The sequence below is a fragment of the Variovorax sp. Varisp41 genome (assembly GCF_047325085.1).
In the GTDB taxonomy this organism is placed as follows: Bacteria; Pseudomonadota; Gammaproteobacteria; order Burkholderiales; family Burkholderiaceae_C; genus Variovorax.
In genome coordinates, this window is record NZ_CP168540.1 from 1,032,555 (window position 1) to 1,048,415 (window position 15,861).

The 15,861-nt window shown below is 69.9% G+C and carries 12 protein-coding genes; 2 read left to right on the forward strand and 10 right to left on the reverse strand.

Features of this window, described 5'->3' with window-relative positions:
- Nucleotide 1: 1 nt before the first annotated feature.
- From ACEN9J_RS04835 to map, 6 genes are all read right to left on the reverse strand, one after another.
- The gene (locus ACEN9J_RS04835) at nucleotides 2-577 is read right to left on the reverse strand and encodes a hypothetical protein (protein ID WP_413763472.1); all 576 of its coding nucleotides are present in this window, start codon (nucleotides 575-577) and stop codon (nucleotides 2-4) included.
- A complete protein-coding gene (gene bcsD, locus ACEN9J_RS04840) occupies nucleotides 574-969 on the reverse strand; it encodes a cellulose biosynthesis protein BcsD (RefSeq protein WP_413763473.1) in 396 nt (131 codons plus the stop codon). The genes ACEN9J_RS04835 and bcsD overlap by 4 nt, the downstream gene beginning before the upstream one ends.
- A 405-nt stretch (nucleotides 970-1,374) precedes the next feature.
- Nucleotides 1,375-3,399, reverse strand: coding sequence for a diguanylate cyclase (locus ACEN9J_RS04845; protein WP_413763474.1), 2,025 nt, complete (start codon nucleotides 3,397-3,399; stop codon nucleotides 1,375-1,377).
- Nucleotides 3,400-3,403: 4 nt separating this feature from the next.
- Nucleotides 3,404-4,423, reverse strand: a complete 1,020-nt coding sequence (locus tag ACEN9J_RS04850; RefSeq protein ID WP_057597056.1) for a sensor domain-containing diguanylate cyclase — start codon at nucleotides 4,421-4,423, stop codon at nucleotides 3,404-3,406.
- Nucleotides 4,424-4,538: 115 nt separating this feature from the next.
- Nucleotides 4,539-7,145: a [protein-PII] uridylyltransferase gene (locus ACEN9J_RS04855; protein ID WP_413763475.1), complete on the reverse strand. Its 2,607-nt coding sequence runs from the start codon at nucleotides 7,143-7,145 to the stop codon at nucleotides 4,539-4,541.
- A gap of 31 nt (nucleotides 7,146-7,176) precedes the next feature.
- Nucleotides 7,177-8,001 (reverse strand): type I methionyl aminopeptidase, encoded by an 825-nt coding sequence (gene map, locus ACEN9J_RS04860; RefSeq protein WP_057597054.1) that lies wholly within the window; start codon nucleotides 7,999-8,001, stop codon nucleotides 7,177-7,179.
- A gap of 185 nt (nucleotides 8,002-8,186) precedes the next feature.
- On the opposite strand from map, the gene purL reads away from it, so the two are divergent.
- Together purL and rnk are read left to right on the forward strand one after the other, a co-directional pair.
- Nucleotides 8,187-12,218, forward strand: a complete 4,032-nt coding sequence (purL, locus tag ACEN9J_RS04865) for a phosphoribosylformylglycinamidine synthase (protein WP_413763476.1) — start codon at nucleotides 8,187-8,189, stop codon at nucleotides 12,216-12,218.
- Between the two features lie 350 nt (nucleotides 12,219-12,568).
- Nucleotides 12,569-13,006: a nucleoside diphosphate kinase regulator gene (gene rnk, locus ACEN9J_RS04870; RefSeq protein ID WP_413763477.1), complete on the forward strand. Its 438-nt coding sequence runs from the start codon at nucleotides 12,569-12,571 to the stop codon at nucleotides 13,004-13,006.
- A 10-nt stretch (nucleotides 13,007-13,016) separates the two neighbouring features.
- On the opposite strand, the gene ACEN9J_RS04875 is transcribed toward rnk, so the two are convergent.
- The 4 genes from ACEN9J_RS04875 to ACEN9J_RS04890 all read right to left on the reverse strand — a co-directional run bounded on the left by ACEN9J_RS04875 (nucleotide 13,017) and on the right by ACEN9J_RS04890 (nucleotide 15,825).
- Nucleotides 13,017-13,958, reverse strand: a complete 942-nt coding sequence (locus ACEN9J_RS04875; protein WP_057597051.1) for a helix-turn-helix domain-containing protein — start codon at nucleotides 13,956-13,958, stop codon at nucleotides 13,017-13,019.
- Between the two features lie 113 nt (nucleotides 13,959-14,071).
- Nucleotides 14,072-14,857 (reverse strand): peptidylprolyl isomerase, encoded by a 786-nt coding sequence (locus tag ACEN9J_RS04880; RefSeq protein ID WP_057597050.1) that lies wholly within the window; start codon nucleotides 14,855-14,857, stop codon nucleotides 14,072-14,074.
- Between the two features lie 135 nt (nucleotides 14,858-14,992).
- Entirely contained in the window at nucleotides 14,993-15,277 is a 285-nt protein-coding gene (locus tag ACEN9J_RS04885; protein ID WP_413763478.1) for a BolA family protein, read from the reverse strand.
- Between the two features lie 2 nt (nucleotides 15,278-15,279).
- Nucleotides 15,280-15,825 (reverse strand): septation protein A, encoded by a 546-nt coding sequence (locus tag ACEN9J_RS04890; RefSeq protein ID WP_057597048.1) that lies wholly within the window; start codon nucleotides 15,823-15,825, stop codon nucleotides 15,280-15,282.
- Nucleotides 15,826-15,861: the final 36 nt, after the last annotated feature.

Here is a 15,861-nt window from a genome sequence, read left to right on the forward strand (position 1 = left end):
GTCACGTCGGCCGGCGCCAGCGTGACATGGGGCCCGGCGGTGGCTCGGGGCGCTGCGGTCCCGCCAGGCGCGCGAACAGCGCGTCCAGCTCGGTCGGGCTCCGTGCATCCGAGGCGGGAGGTGTCGGCGTGGCGGTGGAGGGATGGGCCGGGACGGGCCCCGGAACGAAGGCGGGTGCCGGCCGCGCGGCGGCCCTGGCGGGCAGGGGCTGGGGGGGCGGCGGAACGACCGGCGCGGGGCCGAACGGGCTCGCGAGCGGGGCGGCCGGCCGCGCGGGTGCGACGACCGGGGCCGGAGCGGGGCGGACCGCCACGGGCGGCGGCATGACGGGCGCCGGTGGCGGCACGGGCGCGACCTGTACCACGGGTTTCACCGGAGGAGCGGGCGGCGGCTGCACCGGAGCCGGCGGTGCTTCGGGCGCTCGTTCGATCGGCGTGCCCGACAGCAGCGGCCAGCCGGCACGGCCTTCGCCATCGGTCGGCTCGGGCGGCGCGAATTCCTTGTAGACATGCGAGTCGCCACCGAACTTGCGGAACAGCCCGGCCACGTCTTCGGCGGATGGATCGTCGTTGCTCATGGGGAAGACCTCGCCAATCGAAGTTCGATCACCGCGCCGGGTTGGGCGGCGGACGGCAGCGCCTGCACCCGCAGCGAGGCCGGCAGGCGCTGGCTGGCGAACCAGGTCTGGTAGACGCCTTCGAGGAAGCCGCTGCTCCAGCCGGTGGATTCGGGCCCGAAAGCCATGGCCAGCGGGCTGCAGGCATGGCGGATGCGCAGGCCGTCGGCCTCTTCGCGCAGGGTGCCGTAGCCCCAGTCGATGCCGTCCCAGCGGGCATTGAACTCGGCTTCGAGTTCGGCCAGGCTCGCGCAGGGAGGCACCGGAAAGGTGCGCGCCACGTTCTCGCCGATGCGGAAGAAAAGCTGGTGCAGATCCTCGGGCGGGAGTCCGGCGGCGAGCTCGGCTGCCATGCCGCGGTTGAATGCGAGCCACTGCGTGCTGCAGGCTCGGCGTTCAAAGTGATCGATGACCCCGTTTGTTTCTTCCATGCTGGGGCATTCTCTGGGAATGGTTAACGATTGACAACAATCGTTTACTGAGTTGGTATTAGTTCACGGCTGATTGTCGGGAATTCGTGACGATCCAGTCGCGTTTCGGCCTGTTCCGTTCAGTGCGATCCATGACCGTTGCTTTCGGGTCAGGCTCCTTGCATCGAGCTGGTAACTTCGGTGTTACGTATTCGTCAGCCAAATGGATTCACTGAATCCGGGGTTTCCCCAGCAAGCGCGGGCGGGGCGGACGCGGTGGCCTCGGCAACCCGCCCTTCGACTGGCGGATTGGCGATGAATCGGTAGAAATGTCGAAACCCTGCCGCTTCAGCCCGACATGCGCTCGGCCGGCGCCGAGCCGGCCCGGACCACGCCGCGCCCCGCGGTCTTGGCCGCATAGCAGGCCTCGTCGGCGGCATGCAGCCAGGCATCGACGCTGCGCGTCTGCGGCGTGAGGCTGGCCACGCCGATGCTCGCGCCGATGCGCAGGTCCGCGGGCAGCGAGGGCATCGCGATCTCGGCGATCGAGGCCACGATGGCCTCGGCCACGCGCACCGCATCGGCATGGCGGCAGCGCTCGAGCAGCAGCACGAACTCGTCGCCGCCCAGCCGCGCCGCCAGGTCGCCCGCGCGCACCCGCGAGGCGATGGCGCTGGCGGCCGCGCGCAGCATCGCGTCGCCGGTCAGGTGGCCGCCGGTGTCGTTCACGCGCTTGAAGTTGTCGAGGTCGATGAAGACCATCGCGGCCGGCATGGTGGCCGGCAGCCCCGCGATCAGCCGTTGCGCATGGGCCTCGAAGCGCTGGCGGTTGGCCAGCCCGGTCAGGCTGTCGTGCGCGGCCGACCATTCGAGCGCCGCGCGGATGCGGCGCTGTTGGTCGATGTCGGTCAGGATCCAGATCGTGCCGAGCTCCATGCGCGCCACGTCCACCGGCTTGCTGCGCAGCCGGGCCCAGAAGCGGCTGCCGTCGGGCCGCTGCACCTGGCATTCGCCCACGTAGGCCTGGTCGGCGCCGAATGCCAGTGCCTCGAGCGCGGCCAGCGGGGTTTCGCCCGGCTCGGGCGGCACCAGCACCTTGCCGGTCAGCCGGCCCAGCAGGTCCTCGCGCGCGCAGCCCAGCAGCCGGCAGAGCTCGTCGCTCGCGAGGTCGAAGCGCCCGTCGCGCACCAGCGCGATGCCGACCGGCGCCGCGCGCATCACCGAGCCGAGCTTGGCGATGCTCTCGCTGTTGAGCCGCTCGAGCTCGGCGCGCTGGATGCCCACGCGCCGCAGCACGTTGCCGAGCTGGCCGATCTCGCCGCCGGCGCGCGGCCAGCCATCGGCCGCGCCCATGCTGCCGTCGAACAGGTGCTGGGCGCGCCGCTCCAGCAGGCGCAGCGGCCGCAGGCCCCACCACAGCAGCGCGAGCAGCCCCAGCGCCAGCGGCGCGACGATCAGGCCGGCCCAGCGCAGCGACTGGGCGCGCGCGGTGGCGAAGGGCGCGGTCAGTTCGGACTGGGGCCGGGTGCGCCACACCATCCAGTCGGGCCCGGCCACGCCGGCGGCGCTGGCGATCTCGCCGGGCTGCGGCAGCGCCACGCCCGCGGGCTCCGCCGGGCTGTGCTCGGCGGTCCAGGCCCTGAAGGCCTGCCCCAGGCGCGGTTCGTCGGTGAGCGAGCCCATGATCCGGCGCCGGTCGGGATGCGCGAGCACGCGGCCGTCGAGCGTGGTGACGACCAGCAGCGCGTTGTCGTCGCCGGCCTGCGGGTCGACCAGGCCGTCGAGCAGGTCGCGGCTGGACAGCCGCAGCACGCCGCCGAACACCGCGTAGATGCCCGAGGCATTGCGCGCCGGCTGGGTGAACACCACGATCGGCTCGCCCGACAACGGGCCGTTCAGCGGCTCCGAGACGATCGCCCGGCCCTCGGCCAGGGTGCGGCGGAAGTAGTTGCGCTGGGTCAGCGGCAGCGGTGGGCGCGAGACGCCGTTCTCGGCATCGACCAGGATGCGCACTTCGCCGTCGGGCCGCGCGATGTAGAGCACGGTGAAGAGCCCGCGCAGGATCGGCTTGCTGTCCATGAAGCGCGCCAGCGCCGCGGGGTCGTCGAGCGTGGCCTCGTCGAGCGATTCGGCGACCGACAGCAGCGCCCGCTGCAACTGGACCACGCTGCGCGAGAGCAGGGCGGCGGTGCGGGCCGACTCGCCGAGTTCGCGGCGCTGCTGCGCGGCGAGCAGGTCGCGCTCGGCGATGCCCAGCAGCACGCTGGTGCTCAGCGCGATGCCCAGGGCCAGCGCCACGATGCCGCCCAGCGTGAGGCGGACCTTGAGCGATCCGAACACGCGCTCGAGGCGCCCGCGTGGCCGGCCGATCATCAGATCATCCGTGCGGTCGGCCGCTGCGCCCGCGCTTTTCGAGGTACATCGCGGCATCGGCCAGGCGCAGTGCCTCCTCGGCCGTGGTGAAGCGCGGATCGACCGCCACCGCGCCCACGCTGGCGCCGCCGTAGCCGATCTCGACCGCGCCGAGGTGGAAGTGGCCGACCGTGGCGGCCGCCACGCGCTGGCCGAGCGCCTCGGCCGCGGCCGGCGATTCGCCGCCCGCGAGCGCGGGGCCCGGACCGACCACCACGAACTCGTCGCCGCCGAGGCGGGCCAGCAGGTCGCCGGCGCGCAGCGTGCCGTGCAGCCGGCGCGCGATCTCCACCAGGAAGTCGTCGCCGGTCTCGTGGCCGTGCAGGTCGTTGATCTTCTTGAAGCCGTCGAGGTCGACGAAGGCGACCAGCACGCCGGTGCCGTCGCGCTGGCCCTGGGCCAGCATGCGGCGCAGGCCCTCGAGGAAGGCGCGCCGGTTCGGCAGGCCGGTCAGCGCATCGGTCGCGGCATGGGTGGCGAGCTCGGCATTGGCCGCCGAGAGCCGCTGGAACAGCTGCTCGCGCTCGACCTGGTGGCCGATCAGCCGCGCGAACAGGCCCAGTACGTTGGTGGCGTTGGCCGGCAGCGGCTGGCGCTCGCCGCTGGCCGCGCACAGCGTGCCGTAGAGGCCGCCGCTGTCGGTGCGCACCGGGGTGCTCACATAGGTCTGGATGCCGAGCTGGCGCGCGGCATCGGAATCACCCCAGCATTCGGCGACGTTGTCGGTGTAGACGCGGCCCTCGTCGAGGGCGCGCTTGCACAGGGTGTCGCCCCAGGGCACGGCGAGGCCTTCGGGGATCTGCAACTGGCGCGCGTTGCGCGCGTACAGGATGTGCTGGAGCCCCTGCTCCAGGTCGATGCGCGTGAGATAGGTCGATTCCAGGCCGGTCACGGCCTCGAGCATCTCGAGCATGGGACGGGTCAGGTCCTCGAGGGTCCTGGCCGACGATACGGAACTCGAAAGCTGGGTCAGCAATGTGTCCATGGGGTGCATTCTGCCGTTTGGACAGAAAAAAGAAACATTTGGTATTCAATTCACAAGAATTTGTGAACTTTTGTCGCGAAAGAGGCCCGGCGGAGCGGGCCGCCGGGCTGGCCACTCAGGCCTCCAGGGCTTCCATCAGCTCGGTCTCGATCGCGGCCTGCGTGCGCTGGCCTTGCAATTCGGGTCCGCTGATGAGAAAGCTGTCTTCGACCCGCTCGCCCAGGGTCGTGACCTTGGCGAGCTGCAGGTTCAGGTGGTGTCGCGCGAGCACGCGCGCCACCGAATAGAGCAGGCCGGCGCGGTCGCTGGCCGAGATGCTGAGCACCCAGCGCTGCGCCTTCTCGTCGGGCACCAGGCTGATGCGCGGCTTGATCGGGAAGCTGCGCACCCGGCGCGACACCCGGCCCATGCTCGGCAGCGGCAGGGCGCCGGCCTCGGTCAGGGTCTGCGCGAGCCCGGTCTCGACCATGTTGATCAGGTCGCGGTAGTGGTCGGGCAGGAAGGTGGTCACCACCTGGAAGGTGTCGAGCGCGTAGCCGTTGCTCGCGGTGTGGACCTTGGCGTCGAGGATGCTGAACGAGGCCTGGTCGAAGTAGCCGCAGATGCGCGCGAACAGGTCGGGCTGGTCGGGCGTGTAGACCACCACCTGCAGCCCTTCGCCCACCGGCGACAGGTGCGCGCGGACCACGGGCGGCGCGGCCGGGTCGATCGGCACGTTCTTCGGCGGCACGAAGCGCGACAGCTGCATCGCGTGCCAGGCGATCTCGCTGGCGTCGTGGCGCATGAAGTAGCCGACGTCGAGCGTGTCCCACAGCGCCTTGTGCGCCTCGAAGCGCTGGGCGTGCAGCGCGAGCTGCACCAGCGCCTCGCGCTTGCGCGACTCGACCTCGGTGTCGGGATCGGGCATGCGCCCGCCGAGCGCGCGCAGGGTGTAGCGGTAGAGGTCCTCGAGCAGCTTGCCCTTCCATGCATTCCACACGCGCGGCGAGGTGCCGCGGATGTCGGCCACGGTCAGCAGGTAGAGCGCCGTGAGGTAGCGCTCGTTGCCCACGCGGCGCGCGAAGGCGCCGATCACCTCGGGGTCGCTCAGGTCCTGTTTCTGCGCCACCTGGCTCATCACCAGGTGCTCGGAGACCAGGAACTCGATCAGCTTCGAGTCTTCGCGCGAGATGCCGTGCTGCTTGCAGAAGCGCGCCACGTCGCGCGCGCCCAGCGTGGAATGGTCGCCGCCGCGGCCCTTGGCGATGTCGTGGAACAGCGCGGCCACGTACAGCAGCCAGGGCTTGTCCCAGCCGGCCGCGAGCTGCGAGCAGAACGGGTACTCGTGGGCGTGCTCGGCGATGAAGAAGCGCCGCACGTTGCGCAGCACCATCAGGATGTGCTGGTCCACCGTGTAGACGTGGAACAGGTCGTGCTGCATCTGCCCCACGATGCTGCGGAACACGCGCAGGTAGCGCCCCAGCACCGAGGTCTGGTTCATCAGCCGGAAGGCATGCGTGATGCCGTAGGGCTGCTGCAGCATCCGCATGAAGGTGTCGTGGTTCGCCGGGTCGTTGCGGAACTTGCTGTCCATCACGTGGCGCGCGTTGTAGAGCGCGCGCAGCGTGCGCGCCGACAGGCCCTTCACGCCGATGGTCTTCTGGTAGAGCAGGAAGGTCTCGAGGATCGCGTGCGGCTCGCTCTCGTAGAGGTCGTCGCGCGCGATCTCGATCAGGCCGGCGCGCTCGAAGAAGCGCTCGTTGATCGGCGTCGGCTGCTCGTCGATCGGCTGCAGCCGCTCCGAGATGTTGAGCAGCAGGATCTGGTTGAGCTGCGAGACCGCCTTGGCGGCCCAGTAGTAGCGCCGCATCAGCGCCTCGCTCGACTTGCGCTGCGATTCGCTCACGTAGCCGAAGCTCGCGGCCACCGCGGTCTGCAGGTCGAACACCAGCCGGTCCTCGCGCCGGTTGGCGATCACGTGCAGCCGCGCACGGATCAGCGACAGCAGCGCCTCGTTGCGCTTGATCTGCTGCGCCTCGAAGGGCGTGGCCAGGCCGTTGCGCGCCAGATCGTCCCAGCGGCTGCCGAAGCCCGCGGCCTTGGCGACCCAGAGGATGGTCTGCAGGTCGCGCAGGCCGCCCGGCGATTCCTTGCAGTTGGGCTCGAGCGCGTAGGGCGTGTTGTCGAACTTCTGGTGCCGGTGCCGCATCTCCTGCGACTTGGCGATGAAGAAGGCCTGCGGGTCGATCACCGTGCCGAAGCGCTTGCGGAAGGTGGCGAACAGCTTCTTGTCGCCCGCGATCACCCGCGCCTCGAGCAGCGAGGTCTGGACCGTGACGTCCTTCTCGGCCTCGGCCAGGCATTCCTCGATGGTGCGCACGCTCGAGCCGATCTCCAGGCCGGCGTCCCAGCACTGGCCGATGAAGGCCTCGAGCCGCGCCGGCTCGACCGCCTGCTCGCCGCCCTCGGGCGGCAGCAGCAGCAGCACGTCGACGTCGGAGTAGGGGAACAGCTCGCCGCGCCCGTAGCCGCCGACCGCCACCAGCGCCAGGCCGTCGCCGAAATCGGCGTCCTGCCACAGCGTCTGCAGGTTCTCGTCGGCCAGCGCCGCGAGCTGGCGCAGCACCGTGTGCACGCTGCGCGTGGGCGCGCGCGCGAAGCGCAGGGTCTCGAAAAGGGCGAGCTTCTTCGCGCGGTAGGCTTCGCGCAGCGTCGCGACGTCGTGTCGGGCGGCTTCGATCATGGCGGTGGGGTGGCGCGGCCGGCCGCGCGGCTCATGTCTTGATGGCGCTCACGAACGACGGCAGCGGCGGGCTGCCTTCGGACAGGGTCAGCACCTCGTAGCCCGTTTCGGTGACCAGCACCGTGTGCTCCCACTGGGCCGAGAGCGAATGGTCGCGCGTGACGATGGTCCAGCCGTCGTACTGCCCGCCCTTGAAGTCTTCCTTCACGTCGCGCTTGCCGGCGTTGATCATCGGCTCGATGGTGAAGATCATGCCGGGCTTGAGTTCTTCCATGGTGCCCGGGCGGCCGTAGTGCAGCACCTGCGGTTCTTCATGGAAGCGCTGGCCCACGCCGTGGCCGCAGAACTCGCGCACCACCGAGAAGCCCTGGCCCTCGGCGAACTTCTGGATCGCATGGCCTACGTCGCCCAGGTGGGCACCGGGGCGCACCTGCAGGATGCCGTGCCACATGGCCTCGAAGGTGATGTGGCACAGGCGCTTGGCCGCGATCGAGGCGTCGCCCACGACGTACATGCGCGAGTTGTCGCCGAACCAGCCGTCCTTGATGACGGTGACGTCGACATTCATGATGTCGCCCTTCTTCAGGGGCTTGTCGTTCGGGATGCCGTGGCACACCACGTGGTTGACCGAGGTGCACAGCGACTTGGGGAAGGGCACGCTGCTGGCGCCCATGTAGCCCACCGTGGCCGAGGTGGTGCCCTGCTTGACCATGTACTCGGCGGCCAGGCGGTCGACGTCGTTGGTCGTGATGCCGGGCTTGATGAAGGGCGTGAGGTAGTCCAGCACCTCGGACGCGAGGCGGCAGGCGACGCGCATGGCGGCGATGCCCGCGGCGTCTTTGTAGGTAATGCTCATGCGTGGAATTATCCCATCCGGGCGAAGAAATCAGCGCTCGAACGGGCTCTGGCCGGCCGCCCGGGCGAGGCTTTCGCCATGACCTAAAATTCGCGTCCTGCGCGGACGGCCCCAGTCAGCGGCCGCCCGCCCACGGATTTCCAGACCTCTCCAAAGCCCAACGCGGCCCCAAGGCCCCACCCATCGTGACGCAGTCCGCTTCCGTTTCCACAGCCCTTCCCGTCGTAACCATCTTCGAGGGCGGCAGCGCACTCAGCGAATTCCGTGCGCGGCAGCTCCTGCCGAAGCTCCAGGCCGTCGATCCGCGCATCGAGGGCATCGCCGCGCGCTTCGTGCACCTGGTGGTGACCGACGGCGCGCTCGACGCCGCGGGCCGCGAGCGCTTCGCGGCGCTGCTGAGCTACGGCGAGCCCTTCGAGGCGCCGGCGGCCAAGGCCTCGGCGGCGGTGGTCGTCACGCCGCGCCTGGGCACCGTGTCGCCCTGGGCCTCCAAGGCCACCGACATCGCCCACAACTGCGGCCTGGCGCTGCGCCGGGTCGAGCGCGTCACCCAATACCACCTGAAGCTCAAGGCCCCGCTGCTGGGCAAGGCGCCGGTGCTCGAGGGCGAGGCGCTGGCCGCCGCGGCCGGCCCGCTGCACGACCGCATGACCGAATCGGTGCTCGCCACGGTCGACCAGGCCGCCAGCCTGTTCAGCGAACTGCCGGCCCAGCCCATGGCGACGGTCGACGTGCTGGCCCAGGGCCGCGCGGCGCTGGAAGCCGCCAACACCGGTTTCGGCCTGGCGCTGGCCGAGGACGAGATCGACTACCTGGTCGATGCCTTCACGAAGCTGGGCCGCAATCCCAGCGACGTCGAGCTGATGATGTTCGCCCAGGCCAACAGCGAGCACTGCCGCCACAAGATCTTCAACGCCGACTTCACGATCGACGGCGCGGCGCAGCCGCAGAGCCTGTTCTCGATGATCCGCCACACCGAGCGCCAGAACCCCCAGCACACGGTGATCGCCTATGCCGACAACGCCTCGGTGATGGAGGGCGGCGAGGTCGAGCGCTTCATCCCGCGCGGCGCCGACGCCGCGAGCGCGCCGGCCTACACCAAGGACACGGCGCTGACCCACGTGCTGATGAAGGTGGAGACGCACAACCACCCGACGGCGATCTCGCCGTTCCCGGGCGCCTCGACCGGCGCCGGCGGCGAGATCCGCGACGAGGGCGCCACCGGCCGCGGCTCCAAGCCCAAGGCCGGCCTGACCGGCTTCACGGTCTCGAAGCTCTGGCCCGAGGACGGCCACTACGGCAAGCCCGAGCACATCGCGAGCCCGCTGCAGATCATGACCGAGGGCCCGCTGGGCGGCGCCGCCTTCAACAACGAGTTCGGCCGGCCCAACCTGCTGGGCTACTTCCGCGAATACGAGCAGGCCCTGGCGAGCGACCTCGACACGGTGCAGCGCGGCTACCACAAGCCGATCATGATCGCGGGCGGCCTCGGCAGCATCGACGCCACGCAGACCAGGAAGATCCGCTTCCCGGCCGGCTCGCTGCTGATCCAGCTCGGCGGCCCCGGCATGCGCATCGGCATGGGCGGCAGCGCCGCCAGCTCGATGGCCACCGGCGCCAACGCGGCCGAGCTCGACTTCGACTCCGTGCAGCGCGGCAACCCCGAGATCGAGCGCCGCGCGCAGGAGGTCATCAACCACTGCTGGCAGCAGGGCGCGGCCAATCCGATCCTCGCGATCCACGACGTGGGCGCGGGCGGCCTGAGCAATGCCTTCCCCGAGCTGACCAACGACGCCGGTCGCGGCGCGCGCTTCGACCTGCGCGCGGTGCCGCTCGAGGAATCGGGCATGGCGCCGAAGGAGATCTGGTGCAACGAGAGCCAGGAGCGCTACGTGCTGGCGATCGCGCCCGAATCGCTCGAACAGTTCAAGGCCTTCTGCGAGCGCGAGCGCTGCCCCTTCGCGGTGGTCGGCGTGGCGACCGAGGAGCGGCAGCTGCTGGTGGCCGACGAGGGCGCCGCGCTGCAGCCGGTCGACATGCCGATGGACGTGCTGCTGGGCAAGCCGCCCAAGATGCACCGCGACGTGCAGTCGGTGGCGCGCAGCTTCCGGCCGCTCGACCTCACGGGCGTCGACCTGCAGAAGGCCGCGATCGACGTGCTGTCGCACCCGACCGTCGCTTCCAAGCGCTTCCTGATCACGATCGGCGACCGAACCGTGGGCGGCCTGAGCCACCGCGACCAGATGGTCGGCCCGTGGCAGGTGCCGGTGGCCGACTGCGCCGTGACCCTGGCCGACTACCAGGGCTTCGCGGGCGAGGCGATGAGCATGGGCGAGCGCACGCCGCTGGCCGCCTACGACGCGCCCGCTTCGGGCCGCATGGCGGTGGCCGAGGCCATCACCAACCTGCTGTCGGCGCCGATCGAGCTGTCGCGCGTCAAGCTGTCGGCCAACTGGATGGCCGCCTGCGGCGAGCCCGGCGAGGACGCCGCGCTCTATGCCACGGTCAAGGCCGTCGGCCTCGAGCTGTGCCCGGCGCTGGGCATCTCGATTCCGGTCGGCAAGGATTCGCTGTCGATGCGCACGCAGTGGAAGGAGGGCGGCGAGACGAAGAAGGTGACCTCGCCGGTCAGCCTGATCGTGAGCGCCTTCGCCTCGCTCGACGACGTGCGCGGCACGCTCACGCCGCAGCTCGACGCGAGCGAGGAGGACAGCACGCTGGTGCTGGTCGACCTCGGCCGCGGCCAGCACCGCATGGCCGGCAGCATCCTGGCGCAGACGCTGGGCCAGAGCGGCGACACCGTGCCCGATCTCGACGATCCGGCGCAGCTGGTGGCACTGGTCAATGCCGTCAACGCACTGCGCGCCGACGGCAAGATCCTCGCCATGCACGACCGCAGCGACGGCGGCCTGTTCGCCGCCGCCTGCGAGATGGCTTTCGCGGGCCATGTGGGCGTGGCGCTCAACGTCGACATGCTGGTCACCGAGGGCGACGGCATCTCCGACAGCCGCATGGAGACCGGCGACGCCAAGAACTGGGCGCAGCAGGTCAGCGCGCGGCGCGAGGAGCTCACGCTCAAGGCGCTGTTCAACGAGGAGCTCGGCATGCTGCTGCAGGTGCGCACCGCCGAGCGCAACGAGGTCATGCAGGTGCTGCGCGCCCACGGCCTGAGCACCCACAGCCATTTCGTCGGCAAGACCCGGCCCGCGAGCTCGGCCATCGAGGCCGGCAAGGGCAAGCTCGAGGTGTGGCGCGATGCCAAGTCGGTGTTCAGCGCCAGCCTGCACGACCTGCACCAGGTCTGGGACTCGGTGAGCTGGAAGATCGCGCGCGAGCGCGACAACCCGGCCTGCGCCGATGCCGAGCACGCGGCGGCCGGCGAGCCCGCCGATCCGGGCCTGCACTGGCATCTGCCGGCTGCCGTCGAGCCTGCCGCGCCCGCGGTGCTGGCCTCGCGGCCCAAGGTCGCGATCCTGCGCGAGCAGGGCGTGAACTCGCACGTCGAGATGGCCTATGCCTTCAACGAGGCCGGCTTCGAGGCCTTCGACGTCCACATGACCGACCTGCAGGCCGGCCGCGCGCGGCTCGCCGACTTCAAGGGCGTGGTGGCCTGCGGCGGCTTCAGCTACGGCGACACGCTGGGCGCCGGCATCGGCTGGGCCCGCAGCATCACCTTCAACCAGCGCCTGGCCGACGAGTTCAAGCGCTTCTTCGGCCGCGCCGACACCTTCGGCCTCGGCGTGTGCAACGGCTGCCAGATGTTCGCCGAGCTGGCCGACATCATCCCCGGCGCCGAGGCCTGGCCGCGCTTCACCACCAACCAGAGCGAGCGCTTCGAGGCCCGCCTGTCGATGGTCGAGGTGCTCGATTCGCCGAGCCTGTTCTTCGCGGGCATGGCCGGCGCGCGGCTGCCGATCGCGGTCGCGCATGGCGAGGGCTATGCGAACTTCAAGCATCGCGGCGATGCCTCGAAGGCCATCGCGGCCATGCGCTTCGTCGACAACCACGGCCAGCCCACCGAGCAGTATCCGTTCAACCCGAACGGCAGCGCCGGCGGCCTGACCTCGGTGACCACGGCCGACGGCCGCTTCACCGCGGTGATGCCGCATCCCGAGCGCGTGTTCCGCAACATCCAGATGAGCTGGAACGGTGGCGACGCGAGCGAGCGCAGCCCCTGGATGCGCATCTGGCGCAACGCCCGCCGTTGGGTGGGCTGATCGCCGACGGCAAGGGTCCCAATCCGGCAAGGCCGGTGGGGCCTTTGATGGCCGCCTGCGCGACGGGACCGGTAGACTCGGCCGCATGCTGCGCACTTCCGCTTCCACGTTGACCGCACCGGCCCTGCCGGGCGCGCTCGCGCGTGGCCGGCGCCGCGCGGCGCGGATGACGGCGCTCAAGCGCCGATCGCCCTGGCATTCCTGAGCCCGGCGATCCTTCCTCCTCCCGTTCTTCTTTCGCGCACTTCCTGATCGCCGGGCCTCCTCCAAGCCCGCGCGTCGGCGCGTCCGCCTCATCCCGCTCCCTCGATGGAGCCCGCGGCACGCCTTCACTTCATCAGGAGCGATCCATGCAAGCCACCGCCTCGTTCACGCGACTCGAACGAACCCTCACCCAGCTCGACCACGCGCGCCTGCACAAGCTCGCCGCGCACGCGCTGCAGACGCGCGGCGCCAGTGACCCGGTCGCGCTGGCCCTCGAGGAGATGCTCGACTGCAGCGAGGTCGTGGCGCCGCAGGACGCGTCGCCGGACCTCGTCACGATGAACTCGCGCATCGAGCTCGAGGACCCCGCGCGCGGCGAGCGCTACACGATCACGCTGTGCTATCCGCGCGATGCCAAGCCTGCCGAAGGCGAGGTCTCGGTGATGTCGCCGGTGGGCGCGAGTCTGCTGGGCGCGCGCGTGGGGCAGGTGGTGGAATGGACCACGCCGGCCGGCGTGCAAGGCTCGGCGCGCGTGGTAGCGCTGCAGTTCCAGCCGGAGGCGGCGGGCGAATACCTGCGCTGAAGCCAGCGCTTCAGCTGGCGGCCCCGTGCAGCAGGCTGCCGGGCGTGGTGCCGTAGGCGCTCTTGAAGGCACGCGAGAAATGCGAGAGGTCGCTGAAGCCGCACTGGTAGGCGGCCTGCGTGACCTGCTGCACGCGGCCCTCCGACAGGATGTGGAAGCTCTGCGCGAGCCGGCGCTTCCAGAGGTGATGCATCACCGTCGTGCCGTGGGCCGCGAACACGCGCGTGAGCGTGCGCGGCGAGACGTGCGCGGCCTCGGCCACCTCGGCCATCGAGAGGCCGGTGTCGTCCAGGTGGGCGTCGATGTAGCGCACGGCCTTCTCGTAGATCGAGCCGTGGCGCGTCGCCGCGGCGGCGCCCTCGGCCACGTCCTGCAGCTCCATCGCGGCGCTCAGCGTGTCGAGGAAGGCCGCGGCGAAGCGCGCCTGCGCGGGCAGGGCGGCATCGCGCGTCTCGAAGCGCAGCGCCTCCTCGGCCATGCCGTGCAGCAACCCGGCCAGCGAGCTGCCGTCGGCGATCTTGAGCGCCATCATGTGCTCGGCCTTCGGAAAGCGCGACAGCAACTGCTGGCGCGGAAAGCGCACCAGCAGCAGCGATTCGGGCGCGAGCTCGTGCACGAAGGGCCGGGCCGCGTCGTACAGCACGATGTCGCCGGCCGAAGCGCGCAGCGTGCGGCCCTGTTGCGCCATGTTGGCCTGGCCGCGCTGGAAGAAGGCGGCGACGATGTCGTCGTCGGGCGCAATGCGCGCGAGCTGGTCGGTGCGGATGAAGGTGTGCGGCTTCGACTGCATGCGGCACACCGTGAGGCTCGCGAGCTGCTGGCCCGAGAGGCAGCCGTCGAAGTCGCGTGCGAATTCGCCGCGCGCCGGTATCAGGCGCCGGCACACCGACTCGCGCCAGAATTCGGTCTTGTGCCGCGGCGCGAGCGCCTCGGTCGAGTGGTAGAAGCCCATGGTCGACACCCTCCGCGCCGATGGCGCGCCGCGGATTCTTGCAAGAAACAAGCCCAAAGAAAAACGGCCCGAAGGCCGTTTTTTCATGAGAGAGGGCGGGCAGGGCGCGCCGCTTACTCGATCTTCGCCTTGGCGCGCAGGTCTTCCTGGTACTTCTGCAGGCGCTGCTGCTGCAGCTGCTGCGTGATCTGCGGCTTGATGTCTTCCATCTTCGGCAGCTGGGCCTGGCGGATGTCGTCGACGCGGATGATGTGCCAGCCGAACTGGGTCTTGATCGGGGCCGGCGTGGTCTCGCCCTTCTTGAGCTTGATCATCGCTTCCGAGAATTCGGGCACGAAGTTGGCGGGGTTGGCCCAGTCGAGGTCGCCGCCATTGGCGCCCGATCCGGGGTCCTTGCTCTGCTTCTTGGCGATGTCCTCGAACTTGGCGCCCTTCTTGAGGTCGGCCATGATCTTCTTGGCCTGGTCCTCGGTCTCGACCAGGATGTGGCGCGCCTTGTATTCCTTGCCGCCATTGGCCGCGACGAACTTGTCGTACTCGGCCTTCACGTCGGCGTCAGAGACCGGATTGGTCTTGCGGTAGTTCTCGAACAGGGCGCGGATCAGGATCGCCTGGCGCGCGAGCTCGAGCTGGTTCTTGTAGTCCTCGGTGGCGTCGAGGCCCTGCTTCTGCGCTTCCTGCATGAACACTTCGCGCGCCACGATTTCCTCGCGCAGCTGGCCTTGCATCTCGGGCGTGACCGGGCGGCCGGCCGCGGCCAGCTGCTGGGCCAGCGCGTCCATGCGTGCCTTGGGCACTGCCTTGCCGTTGACGATGGCTGCGTTCTGCGCCAGGGCAGCCATGGGAACGGCACCAAGCAGCGCTGCGGCCGCGACGGCCTGCAAGATTTGTTTTTTCATGGATTGAATGTCAGGCTGAGAAATGCGCGTTGGATGAAAGTGCGCGTGGAGGAAACCGGAGGAAAGACACAGGGGAGGGAGCGCCGCCGCGGAGAACCGGGCCCGGCAGCCGGAGGCTGGCGGTGGATGGACGACTCAGAGCACCTCGATGGCGATGGCGTGCAGACCCTGTGCGATGAAAAGTTGGAGGGCATCATACACAAGCCGATGACGCGCCACGCGTGGCTTTCCCTCGAACAGCGGGGAGGCGATGCGGACCCGGAAATGGGTGCCGGATCCCTCGGCATTGGCACCCGCGTGGCCCGCGTGCGCGGCGCTCTCGTCGATGACCTCGAGCGCCGTCGGCCGCAGCGCGGCGCGCAGCGCGACCTCGAGGGCCGCCACGGTCGGCAGCGGATGCGAAGCGGTGGTGCCGTTCATGCTCAGGCCGCCGGCTTGTCGTCGCCGCTCTTGAGATGCGGCGAGATGTACAGCCCCTGCGCCACCAGGAACACGATCGGGAAGGCGTAGCCCCAGAGCTTGAAGTTGACCCAGGCCTCGGTCGTGAAGTAGGCCGCGACGTAGCCGTTGATGGCGGCCATGAAGAGGCAGTAGCCGATCCATGCGATGTTCAGCCGCATCCAGATGCGGTCGGGCAGCTCGAGCTGCGAGCCCAGCAGCATCTTCAGGAAGTTCTTGCGGAAGGCCCACAGGGCCACGGCCAGCGCCACCGCCATCGCGCCGTAGAGCACGGTCGGCTTCCACTTGATGAAGCGGTCGTCGTGCAGCACCAGCGTGAGCGTGCCGAACAGCAGGATCAGCACCAGCGTGGCCTTCTGCATCGCCTGCAGCTTGCGTTCCATCGCGTAGATGATCGCCATCTGCACCACCGTGGCGGCCATGAGCACGCCGGTGGCGGTATAGATGTCGGCGAGCTTGTAGGCCCCGAAGAACAGCAGGATCGGGAAGAAGTCGAGGATCAGTTTCATGCAGTCGGATGGCGAGGGGCCGGAGGGAAAAGGAGG

Excerpts from the sequence above, each read along its gene's own strand:
- ACEN9J_RS04835 (WP_413763472.1), bottom strand. The coding sequence starts at position 577 with ATGAGCAACGACGATCCATCCGCCGAAGACGTGGCCGGGCTGTTCCGC.
- bcsD (WP_413763473.1), bottom strand. The coding sequence starts at position 969 with ATGGCAGCCGAGCTCGCCGCCGGACTCCCGCCCGAGGATCTGCACCAG.
- ACEN9J_RS04845 (WP_413763474.1), bottom strand. The coding sequence starts at position 3,399 with ATGATCGGCCGGCCACGCGGGCGCCTCGAGCGCGTGTTCGGATCGCTC.
- ACEN9J_RS04850 (WP_057597056.1), bottom strand. The coding sequence starts at position 4,423 with ATGGACACATTGCTGACCCAGCTTTCGAGTTCCGTATCGTCGGCCAGG.
- ACEN9J_RS04855 (WP_413763475.1), bottom strand. The coding sequence starts at position 7,145 with ATGATCGAAGCCGCCCGACACGACGTCGCGACGCTGCGCGAAGCCTAC.
- map (WP_057597054.1), bottom strand. The coding sequence starts at position 8,001 with ATGAGCATTACCTACAAAGACGCCGCGGGCATCGCCGCCATGCGCGTC.
- rnk (WP_413763477.1), top strand. The coding sequence starts at position 12,569 with ATGCAAGCCACCGCCTCGTTCACGCGACTCGAACGAACCCTCACCCAG.
- ACEN9J_RS04875 (WP_057597051.1), bottom strand. The coding sequence starts at position 13,958 with ATGGGCTTCTACCACTCGACCGAGGCGCTCGCGCCGCGGCACAAGACC.
- ACEN9J_RS04880 (WP_057597050.1), bottom strand. The coding sequence starts at position 14,857 with ATGAAAAAACAAATCTTGCAGGCCGTCGCGGCCGCAGCGCTGCTTGGT.
- ACEN9J_RS04885 (WP_413763478.1), bottom strand. The coding sequence starts at position 15,277 with ATGAACGGCACCACCGCTTCGCATCCGCTGCCGACCGTGGCGGCCCTC.
- ACEN9J_RS04890 (WP_057597048.1), bottom strand. The coding sequence starts at position 15,825 with ATGAAACTGATCCTCGACTTCTTCCCGATCCTGCTGTTCTTCGGGGCC.